This window comes from Pullulanibacillus pueri (genome assembly GCF_014639255.1).
GTDB classification, from domain to species: Bacteria; Bacillota; Bacilli; order Bacillales; family Sporolactobacillaceae; genus Pullulanibacillus; species Pullulanibacillus pueri.
This window is the reverse complement of the sequence record NZ_BMFV01000011.1, coordinates 59,795-76,036: the sequence shown is the minus strand read 5'-3', so window position 1 is coordinate 76,036 and position 16,242 is coordinate 59,795. Positions and strand designations below refer to the sequence as shown.

The 16,242-nt window shown below is 38.7% G+C and carries 16 protein-coding genes; 9 read left to right on the top strand and 7 right to left on the bottom strand.

The window, feature by feature from the left end; translation table 11 throughout:
* Window positions 1–228 precede the first annotated feature (228 nt).
* From IEV91_RS08865 to uptA, 3 genes are all read right to left on the bottom strand, one after another.
* Window positions 229–1,428, bottom strand: coding sequence for an MFS transporter (locus IEV91_RS08865; protein ID WP_188497070.1), 1,200 nt, complete (start codon window positions 1,426–1,428; stop codon window positions 229–231).
* Between the two features lie 325 nt (window positions 1,429–1,753).
* Window positions 1,754–3,127, bottom strand: a complete 1,374-nt coding sequence (locus IEV91_RS08860) for a dipeptidase (protein WP_188497069.1) — start codon at window positions 3,125–3,127, stop codon at window positions 1,754–1,756.
* 142 nt (window positions 3,128–3,269) lie between these two features.
* The gene (gene uptA / locus IEV91_RS08855; RefSeq protein ID WP_188497068.1) at window positions 3,270–3,872 is read right to left on the bottom strand and encodes an undecaprenyl phosphate transporter UptA; all 603 of its coding nucleotides are present in this window, start codon (window positions 3,870–3,872) and stop codon (window positions 3,270–3,272) included.
* Between the two features lie 225 nt (window positions 3,873–4,097).
* Between uptA and IEV91_RS08850 the strand changes: the two genes are divergently transcribed.
* Window positions 4,098–4,394, top strand: coding sequence for a DUF5316 family protein (locus IEV91_RS08850; RefSeq protein ID WP_188497067.1), 297 nt, complete (start codon window positions 4,098–4,100; stop codon window positions 4,392–4,394).
* 285 nt (window positions 4,395–4,679) lie between these two features.
* Here the strand turns inward: IEV91_RS08850 and IEV91_RS08845 are convergent, their stop codons facing one another.
* Window positions 4,680–5,438: a CAP domain-containing protein gene (locus IEV91_RS08845; protein ID WP_188497066.1), complete on the bottom strand. Its 759-nt coding sequence runs from the start codon at window positions 5,436–5,438 to the stop codon at window positions 4,680–4,682.
* A gap of 314 nt (window positions 5,439–5,752) precedes the next feature.
* On the opposite strand from IEV91_RS08845, the gene IEV91_RS08840 reads away from it, so the two are divergent.
* The 4 genes from IEV91_RS08840 to IEV91_RS08825 all read left to right on the top strand — a co-directional run bounded on the left by IEV91_RS08840 (window position 5,753) and on the right by IEV91_RS08825 (window position 7,905).
* Window positions 5,753–6,301: a GNAT family N-acetyltransferase gene (locus IEV91_RS08840; RefSeq protein ID WP_188497065.1), complete on the top strand. Its 549-nt coding sequence runs from the start codon at window positions 5,753–5,755 to the stop codon at window positions 6,299–6,301.
* Between the two features lie 96 nt (window positions 6,302–6,397).
* Window positions 6,398–6,529, top strand: coding sequence for an FbpB family small basic protein (locus IEV91_RS08835; RefSeq protein ID WP_188497064.1), 132 nt, complete (start codon window positions 6,398–6,400; stop codon window positions 6,527–6,529).
* 260 nt (window positions 6,530–6,789) lie between these two features.
* Window positions 6,790–7,095: a hypothetical protein gene (locus IEV91_RS08830; protein WP_188497063.1), complete on the top strand. Its 306-nt coding sequence runs from the start codon at window positions 6,790–6,792 to the stop codon at window positions 7,093–7,095.
* Window positions 7,096–7,101: 6 nt separating this feature from the next.
* Window positions 7,102–7,905, top strand: a complete 804-nt coding sequence (locus tag IEV91_RS08825) for an SGNH/GDSL hydrolase family protein (protein ID WP_188497062.1) — start codon at window positions 7,102–7,104, stop codon at window positions 7,903–7,905.
* A 349-nt stretch (window positions 7,906–8,254) separates the two neighbouring features.
* Here IEV91_RS08825 and IEV91_RS08820 read toward each other — a convergent pair whose 3' ends face one another.
* Window positions 8,255–8,851 carry a hypothetical protein gene (locus IEV91_RS08820; RefSeq protein ID WP_188497061.1) on the bottom strand — a complete coding sequence of 199 codons (597 nt, stop codon included), beginning with the start codon at window positions 8,849–8,851 and terminating at the stop codon, window positions 8,255–8,257.
* Window positions 8,852–9,111: 260 nt separating this feature from the next.
* On the opposite strand from IEV91_RS08820, the gene dat reads away from it, so the two are divergent.
* Window positions 9,112–9,945 (top strand): D-amino-acid transaminase, encoded by an 834-nt coding sequence (gene dat / locus IEV91_RS08815; RefSeq protein ID WP_188497060.1) that lies wholly within the window; start codon window positions 9,112–9,114, stop codon window positions 9,943–9,945.
* 105 nt (window positions 9,946–10,050) lie between these two features.
* On the opposite strand, the gene IEV91_RS08810 is transcribed toward dat, so the two are convergent.
* Window positions 10,051–10,341 carry a hypothetical protein gene (locus IEV91_RS08810; protein ID WP_188497059.1) on the bottom strand — a complete coding sequence of 97 codons (291 nt, stop codon included), beginning with the start codon at window positions 10,339–10,341 and terminating at the stop codon, window positions 10,051–10,053.
* Between the two features lie 171 nt (window positions 10,342–10,512).
* On the opposite strand from IEV91_RS08810, the gene IEV91_RS08805 reads away from it, so the two are divergent.
* Entirely contained in the window at window positions 10,513–11,745 is a 1,233-nt protein-coding gene (locus IEV91_RS08805) for an MFS transporter (RefSeq protein WP_188497058.1), read from the top strand.
* Between the two features lie 346 nt (window positions 11,746–12,091).
* Here the strand turns inward: IEV91_RS08805 and zwf are convergent, their stop codons facing one another.
* A complete protein-coding gene (gene zwf, locus IEV91_RS08800; protein ID WP_188497057.1) occupies window positions 12,092–13,567 on the bottom strand; it encodes a glucose-6-phosphate dehydrogenase in 1,476 nt (491 codons plus the stop codon).
* A gap of 454 nt (window positions 13,568–14,021) precedes the next feature.
* Between zwf and cshA the strand changes: the two genes are divergently transcribed.
* On the top strand, window positions 14,022–15,455 hold the full coding sequence (gene cshA, locus IEV91_RS08795) for a degradosome RNA helicase CshA (RefSeq protein ID WP_188497056.1): 1,434 nt from the start codon (window positions 14,022–14,024) through the stop codon (window positions 15,453–15,455).
* A gap of 461 nt (window positions 15,456–15,916) precedes the next feature.
* Complete coding sequence (locus IEV91_RS08790; protein ID WP_188497055.1) at window positions 15,917–16,144, top strand: IDEAL domain-containing protein; 228 nt, start codon at window positions 15,917–15,919, stop codon at window positions 16,142–16,144.
* Window positions 16,145–16,242 lie beyond the last annotated feature (98 nt).

Below are 16,242 nucleotides of genomic sequence, written 5' to 3'. Positions count from 1 at the left end.
TGAAGAGGCTATTCCAAAAGCAAAGCTTTTGAGGATAGTCTCTTTTTAAAGAATAAGAAAGCCATCAAAGCAATAAAGAGATCGGTAGAAAAACGTGTCTTCATAGATAAGGACTTGGTGTAAGCCAAGCAATTCTTATGTCCTTATTAAAAAAGGAATCTGCTTGTGATTTGCAGATTCCTTACTATACAGACTCATATTTTTCAGAGCCCTCGATATCATCCTAAATTAATTACTCGCATACGAATTTTGACGATATTGATTTGAATAATACGTGCACAAAAATCCCAACAGAATGAGGAGAGTGATCAGAATAATCACTCCGATCCATCCAAAGCCACTCCAGAAAAAGCCACCAAAAGCCCCAACAAGACTTGAACCAGCGTAATAAAACAATAAATAGAGAGATGACGCTTGGGCTTTGTTGATTTTGGCACGATCGCCAACCCAGCCACTGGCGACAGCATGGGCACCGAAGAAGCCAAAGGTGAATATTGCTAAGGCAATAATCTTCACATAAAGGTTAGGAACTAAAGTTAATAAAGAACCGAGTAACATGAGTAATAGTGAGCGCTGGATCACAGGGGATGCCCCCAGTCTATCTGCGACCTTGCCCATCCAAGCAGAACTCCAAGTGCCCATGAGATACACGATAAAGATGAAGCCAATCACTGTTTGGCTTACATTATAGGGCGGTTCGGTTAAAAGATAGCCAATGTAATTAAACATGGTGACAAAGCTTCCCATAAGCAAGAAGCCAATAGTGAAAAGTAAAAAGAGGCCAGGCTGTTTTAAGTGTCCGCCTAGTTTTTTGAAAATATCACTGAATGACGTTCGACTTGGTTGAAAATGCTGGGGTTTAGGCAATGCAAACCATAAATATAAACTAAAGGCAATACTCAGGGCGCCAACAAACTGAAGGGCCACATGCCAATTAAAGAGGTCGGTTAAAACTCCCGTGGCTAATCGTCCGAACAATCCGCCTATGGAATTCCCACTAATGTATAATCCCATGGCTTGACCGAGACTTTTAGGATCGAATTCCTCACCAACGTAAGCCATTGCAATCGCAGGTACTCCAGCTAACACCGCACCCAGTAAAGTCCGTAATGATAGAAGTGTAATGAAATTAGGGCTGAAGGAGGTTAAAAAAGCTAAAATAGACGTCGCAAAAATAGAGATGACCATGATACGTTTGCGTCCAATGGCATCAGAAATGGCGGCAGCCACAAGCATAAAAATAGCAAGTGCGGCAGTGGATACGGAAAGCGTTAAGCTAGCAATTGTAGGGGAAATATGAAAGGTCTTTGAAAAAACTGGCATGAGCGGTTGAGTCGTATAGAGGTTAGAAAAAGTCACAAAACCTCCGGCAAATAGGGCAAGACTTGCATGCCGAAATGTCTTTGTCCCGCTTTTAATATAATCCAAACTGTACACCTTCCTTGATGAATTCCTCTCTTATCTTAAGCCTTCGGGAAGGTGACGTCCACTGTTAAGACTTGTTTTGGCATATAGAGGGATATCTTTGGAGAATAGGGAGAGAGCGTCTATTTCCTGTATTTAACAACCAAAAAATTAATAGCAATCAAGTAGGGTTGGAAATTAAATAATGTCAATTGTGAAGGCAAACAGACTTTATGCAAACCTTATCATAAGAAAAAAGGACGCACATGTGGCGTTCAACTTATAAATTTGACCATATAAAAAACGCACACTCTAAGATTAGAGGTGCGTCATCTGAAAACGAATGGGATTATTTTAAGGCTTCAGTAATTCTAAAGAAATAATCAACTAAGGTCTGTAGTCCTTTATCAAAGTTCTCTAGATGAAAGTGCTCATTAGGGGCATGGAAGTTTTCGGTTTCCAACCCAAATCCCATTAATACAGCAGGGAGACCTAGCAAGGTATTAAATGTTTCGACAACAGGAACAGAACCGCCCATACGCGTATAAATCGTTTTTTTGCCGTAAACTTTTTCTAGAGAAGCCCCAGCTGCTTGAATGGCCGGATGATCGTAAGGTGTGACAAAAGGTTTGGCTTGGTCAAAAAGTGTAATCTCAGCGGTCACTCCAGGAAGCAAATGCTTCTCGACATGCTTTTGAACCAGCTCTGCAATCTCTTTAGGATCTTGTGCAGGAACCAGACGACAGGTAATTTTTGCGTGTGCTTCAGATGGGATGACGGTTTTTACACCTTCACCTTGATATCCACCCCAGAGACCATTCACTTCTAATGTCGGTCTTCCCCAAAGTTGGGCTTTGGATGAAAATCCAGCTTCACCGAAGAGTTGCTCAACACCAAGATAACGTTTCAGTTCAGCATCATTACTTAGCTTTTCGTAAGTTTCAATTTCCTCATCCGTTAGAGCTTGAACTTTATCATAAAAGCCTTCAATCGTAATGTGGCCGTCTTTGTCATGCATGGAGGCTAATAAATCAGAAAGAGCATGAAGCGGGTTTTGTACGGCACCACCGTATAAACCAGAATGAAGATCACTTTTAGGCCCTTTAAGATCGATTTGTAAGCCTGTGAGACCGCGTAATCCATGACAGATGGAGGGTTGTCCCTCTTCAATCATGGTTGTGTCTGACACTAATAGTATGTCTGCTTTTAAAAGTTCTTTATGGGCTTCCACAAATGGATCAAGACTTGGACTTCCAATTTCTTCTTCCCCCTCATAAATGAACTTGACGTTCACAGGGAGCTGTTTTTCTGTTTTCATGATCGCTTCAATGACTTTGATCTGCATGAAGACTTGTCCTTTGTCGTCACTCGCCCCACGTGCATAGACTTTATTATCTCTAATTGTCGGTTCGAAGGGCGGGGTTTCCCATAATTCAATAGGATCAACAGGCTGAACATCATAGTGTCCGTAAATTAATAAGGTCGGGGCATTTTCAGCATGTAGCCAGTCCCCATAGACAACGGGATGATTTTTTGTCTTCATGACTTGAACGTGTTCTATTCCAGCTTCCTCTAAAGCCCGTGCGGTCCACTCGGCAGCTTCATGGACTTGATCTTTATAAGCGGAGTCGGAACTAATGCTCGGTATGCTTAAAAAGGCTTTAAGGGATTCTAAATGACTGTCACGATGTTCTTTTAGATAGTGTAAAGCTTTTTCACTCAATGTAGTGACCTCCTTCGAATGTGTTCATTTTATATGTAATTAGGTTGAACGACTCTTCTTAGTTTATCAAAAAAGGGGGATAAGACCTATCAATTTTACTTTTCTACTCTATAAGACGTGCTTACGTATTAATACTTGTGCCTCACGGCTTGAATTTGCGTCGAGACTTTATGAATTTATAAACAAAATAAAGCACAAAAATGGCGACGATCACCAGTGCAACGGTGTCGATATAAGGAGCGGTTACTTCTTTGATCTGATCCCAATTTTGACCCAGAGACTCTCCAAGATAAATGAAAAGGATTGACCAAGGAATAGTCGCCAGAATGGTATAGAAGATAAAGCGTCCCAAGGGCATCTTAGCAATCCCTGCTGGAATAGAAATAGCCTGACGAACAACAGGGACAAACCGGGCGAAAAAAACAACGCCGCCTCCGTATTTTTTAAACCATCTTTCTGAGAGATCCAAATGCTTTGAGTGAATGAGAAGGTATTTCCCGTATTTTTGTAAAAAGGGTCGACCACCATAGTAACCGATCCAATACAAAAACACTTGAGCAATCGTGGCACCAATGGTCCCGGCAACAACAGTCCATGCAAAATTGAGGTCTCCGGTACTAACCATAAACCCGCCATAGGCTAGAACGATTTCACTTGGGATAATTTCGATCATTAAAGCAAGAGCAACACCGAAATAGCCCATACTAATAATGGTTTCTAAAACATGCATTATGATTTCTTTCATTCTGATACCCACTTTTTATGTCATTAGTCTTAAGTATAGCTCATCTTGTCCATTAATAAATATGTTACCATTTAACGTTTCATGAACAAAGAAGAGAATGCAATAAAAATAAAAAAATGTTTAAAAAATAGTCATGTTAAAGGCTAGTAAAATAGAAATACTATGATAAAATTAAATTAAAATATTATGAAAACAATACATTGAACATAAAGGAGGATGTGCTCTATGGTCCGTTCATTATTTTACGGGGTTATTATTTTTTTGACCATTGTATTAGGAGCGATCCTCATTGGGAATTTACAAATGGCTATGACGTTTGGGGGAGGACTTGGTTTAGTGTGCCTGCTTTCTTCACCTATACTGTCAAGGGCCTTTGCCAATGGGAATACTGTGCACATCAAACTTTCACATGAATCACAACAATATCGTAGATTACGGTTGAAATGGATTGGGCGGACATTGTTTTTTGCTATGCCAAATCTTGTTGGAGCAGTTGCAGTTTTCTTTCTACATTTTTATTAATGCTTATGATTATTCGTCTAAAAAGTCTATTTCTTTAAGAGTAGATTTTTTAATCTCTGTAATCCAAAAAAGAGGCCGGGACATAATGAAATGAGCCAAGTCAAAAGATGAACAATCATATTTTTAAACATGAATAAGTGTCATGACGCAAATATAAAGCGTAGTGTTTTGACGGAGCGACCTTACGGACAAAGGAAAAACCGAACGACATCAAAATCGTTCGGTTTTTCCTTTGTTTTGTTTTATATCCTTTTATCTTAGTATGTTTTAATATAGAGGACTTTATTAATGTCCAATAAACTCTTGAGTCCAGTAAGAGCCGTAGGAACCGCCTTGAACGTAACCCACACCGATGGTATCGTAATCTGGATTCAGAATGTTTGCACGGTGTCCCTCGCTATTCATCCATGAATTAACGACCTCTTCAGGCGTTTTTTGACCAGCTGCAATATTTTCTCCTGCACTGCTGTAACTAATTCCATATTTTTTCATCATATCGAAAGGTGAACCGTAAGTCGGAGATTGGTGGTCAAAGTAATTATTTTTCACCATATCCGCTGATTTATCACGGGCCATCTTAGAGAGGTTGACATCAAGCTTTAACGGCTGTAAACCTCGATCTGTACGCTCTTTATTTGTTAAATCGACGACCTGTTGCTCATAAGCACTGACAGATTTCGTAGTTTCCCCATTATCTGTCGCTTGTTGGGAACTTGCTGTCGGCTTTTGTGTTTGTGTTCCTTTGGCTGGAGCTGCTGGTTTTGTTTGAGTTGACGGCTTTTGTTGAGTTTGTTCGTCATTATGATTGACATTTATTCCATATTGCTGAATCAGCTTTTGAATATTTTGACCTTTGGTGTTCTTGAGGAACTTTTCTAAGTCTTCAAGAGACATATTCTTGACTTGATTATTTATATAAACATGGTAGTGACTAGCCCCATCTGTCTTAGTGTTGTCTTTAGTTTGCGCATCGGCATGGCCACCAGCGGCAAATGGAAGGGCAACAGCGCCAGCAAGTGCTAAAGTTAATAGCGTCTTTCTCATTGTATAATCTCCTCCTGGTGTATGTTTTTGCAGTCCCAAGTGTTTAAAACTTAAGGTTTCTGCGCTTGCCTATATAGGTTTCGATGGATTGATTGCTTTCTAGGGGTGAAAATACTAGATTCCAAAATTTGCATTATAGTGGAGAACGAACTTAATAAAAAACTTATTTCGGCTGATCGCTATGTAATGATGTATATAGAATGTGATGGAGAGTTTTTTTGAAAGTCTATTTATGGGCGAATTCATGTGCCATAAATAGATGAGTGGCAATATCCTATAAGGAAATGTGTATTTGGTTAAAGGAGGCTAGTGACATGATTCAAGCGTTTCCGACGTTTTCAACTGAACGTTTGACATTCGGACCGATTGGCTATCAGGATGTTCACCACATTTTTCAATTATTTTCTGATCCTGACACCATGAAATTCGATGGAGGTCAGACGATGTCAACGCTCGATGAAGCTCAAGAATTTATTCAATTTTATTCAGTTTTTCGTCCTGAATTTCCGATTCTTAGGTGGGCAATCCGTGATAAGGAGACAGGGACATTTTATGGTACGGGTGGATTCTATAAAATGGATTTAAAAAATGAAAAGGCGGAATTGGGTGGAGAAATTTTAAAGAACCATTGGAATAAAGGGATTGCGACTGAAGCAATAAAAGGGATGCTCGCCTTTGGTTTTGAGGGAGCAAACCTGAATCGTATTACAGCGTTGGTCTCGCCCAAAAATAGTGCGGCACAGGCATTGATTAAAAAATCTGGATTTACTTATGAAGGATGTCTACGGCAATGGGAAAGATGGGGAACAGAGTGGATGGATTTGACTATTTATAGCCTACTCAAGAAAGAATGGCAGAAATGATTTCCAATCAAGTAACATTCGAACTTTTGTAACAATTCTTGTTTTCCTACGTTGACAATATATAGTATACTATAAAGTGAGAAAGAGGGGTTGAACATGCGAAAAAGAATAGGAATTCAAGAATTAATTTCTAAAAATAAATCAGAAATTTTAAAAGACAACAGTGCTCTTGAAAAAATTGAAACTAAAATAGAAAAGAAGCATGATGTCAAAAAAGCAACGGTCTAATACCGTTGCTTTTTTACTTTCTTGAAAGATCAGAAAATTACTGGTCATTAGGATGGTGTGGATTTCCGCTCCAATCCACTTGATATTGACGATGCATTTTGGTCAAAAACATTTTAATGCCAACTGAATGAGAACCAGGCATGCTTTTTCACCCAGTTTTTCTTATCATTTCACTTTATTTGTAAAAAAAGTGACTTTAAAAGTATGATAGAATAAATAAGGATGACTAGTAAAGTTAAAGTTTAAGGATGAAGATGAAAATGGCCTTTGGGATTAAGAGAATAGAGATTGAGCACTGGAAGCAACGTGTCGCAAATAATGAAATTGCTTTTTTGACGCATTTTTGGTATGATCCACGCTTCCCTCACTGTCACACAGTGACAAAAGTGGGTTGTAGTGATTTACATCGTTTGATTCAATGGGGAGAAAAGTACGATTTAAAACCCGAATGGATAGATCATCATAAAGGGTATCCTCATTTTGACTTATTAGGAGCAACACAATATAAAATATTGCTTGCGGAAGGCTGTTTAGACCATATTCAGCGCTTTCGCCTTCTGGGGTAATGGCGTATGGAGGTGGTAGCATTTAAAAGAAAAAAACGATGGACTGTCTGGGGCATCTTTTTCCTCATCATTGCTCTTGTCATTGGACTTTCCTTTGTCTATCATAAACAGTTCGCTCCGTATGAAGGTAGCCCCCAAAACTTAAAACCGTTTCAAAGTAGTCTTAAATTAAAACAAATGAGCTTAAATATTACCGCAATCGGTGATTCCTTAACCGAGGGTGTAGGAGATCCCGAAGATCAAGGGTATGCTGGATTGACAGCAAAAGCGCTTGAAAACTCTAAAGATATCTCAACTGTGGATTTCAAAAATCATGGCATTAAAGGCGACACAACAAATGATCTACAGAAGGTGTTAAAAGATCAAGACGTGCAAAGCGATTTGGCTAATGCTGATCTTATCTTTTTAACCATAGGCGGCAATGATCTTGTCGGGGTTGTTAAAAAAAACATACTGGCTCTTGACATCGATGATTTTAACGAGCAAAGAATTGCTTATACTAAAAACTTAAATAGTATTCTTGCTGAGATTCGTCAAGATAATCCTTCAGCAACCATTTATTATATGGGATTATATAATCCATTTGAGGATTATCTTGGGGGACTCAATGAACAATTTAAAGCGATTATAGATGAATGGAACAGTTCAAGCCAAACAATACTAAATTTATATTCTCACACCGTTTTTGTACCCACTTTTGATTTGTTTGAAGGAAAAGGGGATCAACTCTTGTATACAGATCACTTTCATCCGAATAAGGCAGGCTACCAACTAATGGCGGATCGCTTGCAAGCTCTCATAGAAAAATAATCTTTTTTAGGTTGGATGTCGGAGAATTAAACTTTTTAAGTTGTGTCGCAATCTTTATGAATAGTGCATATGCGAACTGAAAAAATACTAAAGCTTCCTTGAAAAGCGGAGTGTATTTCCGTAGCGGTGATTATCTGTTTCGTAGAAACTTTCTTCAACTTTGAAATCTATGATTTTGAGTAAAGTAACATCCTTTGAGAAGAGAGCTTTGCATTGATTAAAATGCTCAATTAAAGAGGCGCTAAACAGTTTTTTAGTGTTGTTAAAGCTTAACATGTAAAGGAATAAGCAATGAATTTAAGACATAAACAACCCGCGTAGAGTACTCTACACGGGTTGTTTTTTATTATTATCCTAACACACTTGCGAAATCAGCTTCATAAAGTTTGAGTGATTTTACAACCGTATTGAATTTTTTTGAGAAAGCATCGAAGGAATCTTGGCCAGCGTTATCAACTTCTGTCCAAACAGTTTCTAAATCTTTACCGTTTTTGGCATCAAGTGCTTTCTTTGAAGCTTCAGCCTTTTTAGCATAAAAATCTTTGATGTCCTTAATGGCATCTTTAATTTTTGCTTGATCATCTTTGGAAAGACTATCTGGAACAGTCAGACCGTCTACAGTGGTGTTAAAGGTGTCGCTTGCCTTTTGGATATCGTCTACATAGGATTTCACTGCGTCTGCATCCCATTGATCGTCCCCAACTCCGGCGAATGATGCTAAACCTGAAACAGGCTCATATGCAGCAGACATCGCTGTTTGTACGTCTGTTTCATATGTAGTCAAATCTTTCTGTTGCTGTGCTAGTGCATTATCTTTTTTAGCACTGTCTTCTGTTTTTGAGCTACCGTCACTTTTCTCTCCATTGTCAGTACCACAAGCGGTGATACTAAGGACAAGAACAAGAGCCATAACGAGTACCCAAAGTCCTTTAAAGGATCTCTTCATTATATTTCCCCCTTACAAAACAATATGTTCAAAATAAATTTTGAACCTCTATCATTATAGTATAAATCTATTAAATGTAAACCTTTAATTCTGCATAAAAGCAAATTTTCAGGACTTATGTTGGGTGGCTTTTAACCCAGGTTACAACAATGGTAACGCTTTAAGAGGGAATTGACATTTAATAATTATAAGTGAAAAAATTTGAAGACTTATGATAAAATCATGAGGAATAAATGTGATGGAAAGACGGGAGGAAGATCATGATACTTCTTAATAATCAGTTTGTTTCTAGGGACGAAGGCAAAGTAGATATTGAAGACCGTGGGTATCAATTTGGCGATGGTGTTTATGAAGTGATTCGTGTTTATAACGGCAAATTATTCTCTTTAGCGGAGCATCTTGAACGATTTAAGCGCAGTATGGTTGCGATTTCTCTAAAGCTTCCCTATGCTTCCGAAACTTTAACGGATAATCTTAAAACACTTGTTGAAAAAAATAATTTACGGAATGGTATCATTTATATTCAGATTACAAGGGGAGCTGCATCGAGAAATCACGGTTTTCCTAATAACACAACTCCGGTGATCTCCGCCTATACTAAAGAAATCTCTAGACCCATCGAGGCATTAAATTCAGGGATTTCTGCTCACTTGGTTGAAGATTTTCGTTGGCTCAGGTGTGATATCAAAAGCCTAAATTTATTGGGTAATGTCCTTGCCAAACAAGAAGCGCTTGACCATGGGTGTCAAGAGGCCATTTTTCATAGAGGAGAAAGAGTGACGGAAGGGAGCTCCACTAATGTCTTTATCATAAGGGCTGGAAAATTATTGACCCATCCAGCCGATAACTTTATTTTAAATGGTATTACGCGTCGTTATGTGATTGAACTTGCCTGTCAGCTTGGTCTCCCTGTAATTGAGAAAAGTTTTACTCTCAATGAGTTGTTAACCGCTGATGAAGTTTTTGTGACCAGTACGACCCAAGAGGTGATGCCTGTCGTTAAAATTAATCAGAGCACCATTGCAGAAGGAAGGGTAGGGAAGTGGACTCAGCTGCTTCAAAACGCTTTTGAGTCTGCTATTACGTCACCTTAATAAGACATGATGAGAAGAGGCCCTTCCGAGGGGGCCTCTTTTTATGAAAGGGAATATTCAAATTCTGTTTGACGCTCAAATGCCATGGTCCATTTTGGGTATCTTTTATTCTGAAGACTTGGCTTGACTGGCATCTTGAAGCTTCATTTGCGCTTGTTGGATTTGTGATTGAGCAATCTCTACATAATTTTTTTCCTCAGTGGTTTTAGCGCTTGAATAAGCTTGGCTTAAGGTTTGCTGTGCTTTTTGAATATTTTGCTCCGTCTGTTGTGTTGCTTGGGTATTCTCCATTGCTTGAGCTTGTATAACCGTCTGTAAAGCCGCTTGTAAATAATTTTGTGTTTGTTGAAGCGGTTTTAGCTTTTTCGCTGATTGTATTTGATCAGACTGCGCCATGATAAAATCCTCCTCAAAAAAAATATAAGTGTAGTTTACGCCGCTCATTTAGTGACCATACTCAAATGTTTTTGACCCCTATTCCATTTAATACCTTTTTTGCTTCCGCATATTTCATATTAGTGGACACAAACTAATAAAAACTTTTGTGTGTTGGAGGCAACGTATCTTATGAAAGATAATAAGACAATGGAGCTCATCTCTTTAGCGTCTATTCCGTTAATTATGACCTTGGGAAATTCTATGCTTATTCCGGTTTTACCTTTAATTGAACAAAAGCTCAAAATAACATCTTTGCAATCTAGCCTGATCATTACTGCTTTTTCTGTTATTGCGATTATTTTTATTCCCGTTGCCGGTTATCTCTCTGATAGGATAGGAAGGAAAAAGGTCATTATCCCTAGTTTAATTATTACAGCGATTGGTGGATTAATCGCAGGATTTGGATCCATGTTTTTTGAAAAGTCCTCCTATTCATTTATATTAATTGGTCGTCTCCTTCAGGGACTTGGAGCTTCTGGAGCTTTTCCTGTGGTTATCCCATTAGTTGGAGATATGTTTAAAAACGAACAAAAAGTAAGTAGTGCTTTAGGGATATTAGAAACATCAAATACAGCTGGTAAGGTACTAAGTCCTATTTTGGGCTCAGTCTTTGCGGCTTTAATTTGGTATTTTCCTTTTTTAGCTATTCCTATTCTTTGTTTAATTTCGATTATTATGGTGGGATCAAGTGTCCATGTTCCTAAGACCAAAGAGAAACCCAAGCCGTTTAAGTCATTTCTAAAGGATATCATGAAAATTTTTAAAGAAAATTGGAAATGGGTAAGTGCCGTTTTTGTTATTGGTGGCATTATTATGTTTGTATTATTCGGTACGCTGTTTTACCTATCCGAACTGCTGGAAAGTCACTATCATTTAAAAGGTGTTAAAAAAGGGTTTATCATTGCAATCCCACTCTTTGCATTATGTGTCGCTTCTTTAGTAACTGGAAAAAAGATTGGTCAAAACAAATTCTTAATGAAATGGTTAACGTTTTCTGGGATGGTGCTTATGGCTTTATCGATGTTTTTATTGAGCTTCGATCCGAGTATCCGCCTCTTTTTATGGTACTTATTCATCGGGGGGATAGGCATAGGTGTGGTTTTGCCCTGTCTTGATGCCTTTATTACTGAAGGCATTGATAAAGAAAATCGTGGAACGATGACAAGTTTGTACAGTAGTATGCGCTATATTGGGGTGGCAGCAGGCCCTCCGGTATTTGCTATTGTTATGGAAGGCTCTGTTCGTTGGATGTTTTTGATGGCTGTGGGAACGTCAATTATTGCGATAATTTTAGCGGTTATTGCCATTAAACCTGAATCGAAAAAAACGTCAAGCGCCGGTGAGCCGCATCCAGCACAGTAAAAAATGCGATTATAAAATAAACAGGATGAGTTAAGAAGAATAATGTCTATTTAGGGAGCAGATCATTTTTGCAAAAAATATATTTGAATAAAGGGCTGGAGGAAATGAAAAAAACCGGTGTGAAAATTATCAATAACTTTAAATACATGTTAATGGACGGCAGGCATTACTTATAATTCATTCCATGTATAAAAGAGTTAAGAAAAAGAACAGAAGAAAAGAGACTTAACCATAAAACGAGGGTATTTTAAAAGCTTAACGGCTTTTGAAATACCCTCTCCTTTTTAAACCTAATGAATTTACCCGCTAACTACGGGTGTTTTTTCAACCTCTTTAATTCAAGAGCCTAATTATGCTCAACGTTCGTTATCGGCCACCAGTGAAAGCCGTTTTTCGCCAATAAGTCATCTACTGATTTTGGACCCATCGTTCCGGATTCATAATACTCTAAAGGCCCATATCCATCTTTCCATGCCTGAGCAATACTATCGACATAAGTCCAAGATAAAGCCACTTCATCCCAACGGGTAAAGTTTGTGGAATCCCCTCGAATGCAATCATGGATTAAGCGCTCATAGGCATCAGAAGTCCCTAAATCGTTGGTACAGTTGTGACAAAAATCAAGATGAATGGGCATTGTTTCTTGAGATTCACCTATTTTCTTGGCGTTCAGTTTCAGTGATAGGCCCTCATCAGGTTGAACATGGATCACCAATAAATTAGGTTGTTGATCTAGATAAGGATTTAATGGAGCATCCTTAAATTGAATGACAATTTGGGTTGATTTTACGCCCATGCGTTTCCCTGTTCTTATATAAAACGGGACGCCTGCCCACCGGAAATTATCGATATATAATTTTGCGCCTACGAAGGTCTCCGTTTGTGATTGGCTATCGATATTCTCCTCATCAAGATAGCTTCGAACAGTTTGTCCATCTGCTAAAACGCCACTGGTATATTGGGCTCTAATAATATCGTCTTTTACGCTTTCTGAAGTGACCGGTCTAATAGAGCGGAGGACTTTTACCTTTTCGTCACGAATATCCTCTGTTTCAAGTCGGCTAGGGGGTTCCATGGCCGTTAAAGCTACCATCTGTAACATATGATTTTGAACCATATCCATTAAGGCACCTGAACGATCATAATAACCGGCGCGTTCGCCTACACCTAGAGTTTCACTGGAGGTAATTTGAATATTTGATATGTATCGGTTATTCCATATTGACTCAAAGAGGGGATTAGCAAACCGGATCACTTGGATATTTTGTACCATTTCTTTACCAAGATAATGATCAATTCGATAAATCTCCTCTTCGGCAAACGCGCTGCGGATTTGTTCATTAAGGACCTTTGCCGACGAGAGATTATGTCCAAAGGGTTTTTCAATGACGAGGCGTTTCCAGCCTTTTGTATTTGTTAATCCAGAGTCCTTTAAATTGTTGGTTACCGTACCAAAAAAATTAGGAGCTAAGGCAAGGTAAAAAATGCGATTGCCAGATAGATTAAAGTCCGTATCGACTTTATCGGCAAGGGCGCCTAATCCAACATACCCTTCAATATTATCGACGTCGAGTGAGTAAAAGAAAAATCGACTCAGAAAATCGTCAATCGAGGCATCATCCGTTTTGACTGAGTTTTTTACCATATTGCGATAAGTATCATGATCGTACTTTCTTCTCCCAAGCCCTATAACAGCAAAACGCTCCACATCGTTTTGTTTTTTATATAATTGATAAAGTGCTGGGTAAAGCTTACGCACTGCTAAATCTCCTGTTGCGCCAAACAAAATTATGGTTGATTCCTTAGAGTTTTCTAAGTTCATGGTCACGCCCTCACTTTGCTATTGTGCATTTTAAAAAACAACTCACATAAATTTTATGCCTTTTATTATATAGGTTCCTTCTTATGCAAACAACTCTGATCGTCCTTTTAATACATTTTTTTAATAACCAAAGTCTTTTTTATGACGTTTATTCAAGGTAAACGGCATGTTTTTAAGTGAATAAAAGGACGGGAAATGCGAAAAATAGTTGTAACCATTGCATAAATCAGTGATTTTTGTTATTGTAGAATTATATTTGTGTTTGACGGGCATTTTCCGTTGATCGCGGGAAATGCTATTTGTATGCACGATATTCAGCGTCGGCTTAAGACGCTTAACATATGCTACCGGCTATTTTTCTTATCTTTGTTGCTTAGTGCTTTAGACAGCGGAGACATAGTGAAAATAGTCTAAGCATAAAGAGTTGAAAAAGAAGGAGCTAATTACCAACACTATGAATTTTAACGAACTCGGTCTTAGTAATGAAGTATTGAAAGCAGTTGAAGAAATGGGCTTTACAGCTGCGACGCCCATTCAAGCACAATCGATTCCACTCGTTCAAAGCGGGCGAGATGTTATTGGTCAAGCGCAAACAGGGACAGGGAAAACAGCAGCTTTTGGTATCCCTATCATTGAGAAATTAGATGCCAGTCAACATAAGGATCCTCAAGCACTCATTATTGCCCCAACAAGGGAACTCGCTGTTCAGGTCGCTAGAGAACTTAATCAATTAGGAAAGAACAAGAAGATACGTGCCATGGCAGTATATGGTGGGGAAGATATAGGGAAACAGATTCGTGCCCTAAAGAAACAACCTCATATTATTGCAGCCACGCCTGGACGACTTTTAGACCATATTAACCGCAAGACAATTAAGTTGAATCAAGTGCATTCTATTGTCCTTGATGAAGCTGATGAAATGTTAAATATGGGCTTTATCGATGATATCAAAAAGATCCTTAGTAAGGTTCCTGAAGAAAGACAAACCTTACTTTTCTCAGCAACAATGCCACCTGCCATTCGCAATCTTGCTGACCAATTTATGAAAAACCCTGCTGAAGTCAAAATAAAGGCGAAGGCTCTTACTGTTGATAGAATTGATCAACATTTCCTTGAAGTAAAAGAACGTCAAAAGTTTGATGTCTTTATTAGACTTCTCGATATTCAATCTCCTGAGAGAGCCATTGTTTTTGGACGGACAAAGCGCCGGGTAGACGAACTTGCTTCTGGCTTAAGAAAATTAGGCTATAAAGCAAGAGGATTGCATGGCGATTTAACCCAAGCCAAGCGCGACCAAGTCATGGATGATTTCAAAAATCATCGTATTGCTATTCTCGTGGCAACAGATGTTGCTGCTCGTGGTTTGGATATCAGTGGTGTTACACATGTTTATAATTTCGATATGCCACAAGATCCTGAAAGCTATGTTCATCGCATTGGTCGTACGGGTCGTGCTGGTAAAAAAGGTGAAGCTATTACCTTTGTCATTCATTCTGAAAAGCAACATCTTTTCATGATTGAGAAAACCATTAAGAAAAAGATTGAATCCATGGCGATTCCGTCACAGGAAGATGCAGCGGAAGCAAGGCGTCTTGAAACGAAAGATGAGCTTCTCGATATTTTAAATAAAGGGACGAATTCAAATTATATTGAATTAGCCGAGCAATTAATAAAAGAACACGATCCTGTGACTTTATTAGCAGCAGCCCTTAAGCAAATGACGAATGAGCCTGAGGCACGCACGGTGCGATTAACAGAAGAAAAGCCATTACAGTCTAAAGGCTATAATGGAAGAAGAAGACGTCCACAACGCAATCCACGTGGACCGCAACAAAAAGGTGGGCGTCCGCCAAGACGTCATCACCAACAGCGTGTTAAAAATAAATAAATAATCTTTGATTGGATTTATTTATTTTTTATCACTGAAAACCTGAGAAGGAAGAGACCATCACTATTTTAAGTGGTGGTCTTTTTTTGAAGGATCAAAAATGATACAGTTCGTGGGCATTAGGACGGTAGGGGATTTTCGTTCTAGAACGCTCGCTTTCTGGGGTCGCGGCTTCAGCTCACTTGGGAATGAAATAATAGGATTCCCAAGTGGATTATCGGACGCGTGTTGTTCCGCTGGAGTTTCTTGTTTTTCATTGCAATCGACTTACTGTTAGTGCGTTTGTATTAAAAACTTCTTCTGAGCTTTTAATAAGCTGGCGTTATGGACTCCACTCTGAGTCACTTGATAGCTAAAAATTTTCGATGCGTGTTTTTTGGTGGAAAAAATTCCAAGTATCTCAGCGTTGAAATTATCTGAATTCATGTTATAATTAGAGAAAAGGTAAGGGGGCATCACAAATGAAATCAGAACGTTCCCGTGAGCAGTTTCTATCAGAAAGTCAGCAATCACAAGCCAGTGATAAGTTGGTATCCATAGACAAGGACTATGCTAAAATGGTACTAGATAGTCTCTATGTCAAATCTGCAAAAGAACAACTGCTCTTGAAAATCGATGAAGCGCTTGATTGTCGTGACCGCGAAACCTTTATGACTCTCAGTGAAAAGTACCGTCAATTGATGAGATAAACGCTGTGAAGTGTTCCCACGAATTGGGATGATAGAAAAAAGAAAAAAACTATAAAATATATGTTGAATAAAACGCCTATCCACCATTAATTTGGTTG

Excerpts from the sequence above, each read along its gene's own strand:
- uptA (WP_188497068.1), bottom strand. The coding sequence starts at position 3,872 with ATGAAAGAAATCATAATGCATGTTTTAGAAACCATTATTAGTATGGGC.
- IEV91_RS08850 (WP_188497067.1), top strand. The coding sequence starts at position 4,098 with ATGGTCCGTTCATTATTTTACGGGGTTATTATTTTTTTGACCATTGTA.
- IEV91_RS08845 (WP_188497066.1), bottom strand. The coding sequence starts at position 5,438 with ATGAGAAAGACGCTATTAACTTTAGCACTTGCTGGCGCTGTTGCCCTT.
- IEV91_RS08840 (WP_188497065.1), top strand. The coding sequence starts at position 5,753 with ATGATTCAAGCGTTTCCGACGTTTTCAACTGAACGTTTGACATTCGGA.
- IEV91_RS08835 (WP_188497064.1), top strand. The coding sequence starts at position 6,398 with ATGCGAAAAAGAATAGGAATTCAAGAATTAATTTCTAAAAATAAATCA.
- IEV91_RS08830 (WP_188497063.1), top strand. The coding sequence starts at position 6,790 with ATGGCCTTTGGGATTAAGAGAATAGAGATTGAGCACTGGAAGCAACGT.
- IEV91_RS08825 (WP_188497062.1), top strand. The coding sequence starts at position 7,102 with ATGGAGGTGGTAGCATTTAAAAGAAAAAAACGATGGACTGTCTGGGGC.
- IEV91_RS08820 (WP_188497061.1), bottom strand. The coding sequence starts at position 8,851 with ATGAAGAGATCCTTTAAAGGACTTTGGGTACTCGTTATGGCTCTTGTT.
- dat (WP_188497060.1), top strand. The coding sequence starts at position 9,112 with ATGATACTTCTTAATAATCAGTTTGTTTCTAGGGACGAAGGCAAAGTA.
- IEV91_RS08810 (WP_188497059.1), bottom strand. The coding sequence starts at position 10,341 with ATGGCGCAGTCTGATCAAATACAATCAGCGAAAAAGCTAAAACCGCTT.
- IEV91_RS08805 (WP_188497058.1), top strand. The coding sequence starts at position 10,513 with ATGAAAGATAATAAGACAATGGAGCTCATCTCTTTAGCGTCTATTCCG.
- zwf (WP_188497057.1), bottom strand. The coding sequence starts at position 13,567 with ATGAACTTAGAAAACTCTAAGGAATCAACCATAATTTTGTTTGGCGCA.
- cshA (WP_188497056.1), top strand. The coding sequence starts at position 14,022 with ATGAATTTTAACGAACTCGGTCTTAGTAATGAAGTATTGAAAGCAGTT.
- IEV91_RS08790 (WP_188497055.1), top strand. The coding sequence starts at position 15,917 with ATGAAATCAGAACGTTCCCGTGAGCAGTTTCTATCAGAAAGTCAGCAA.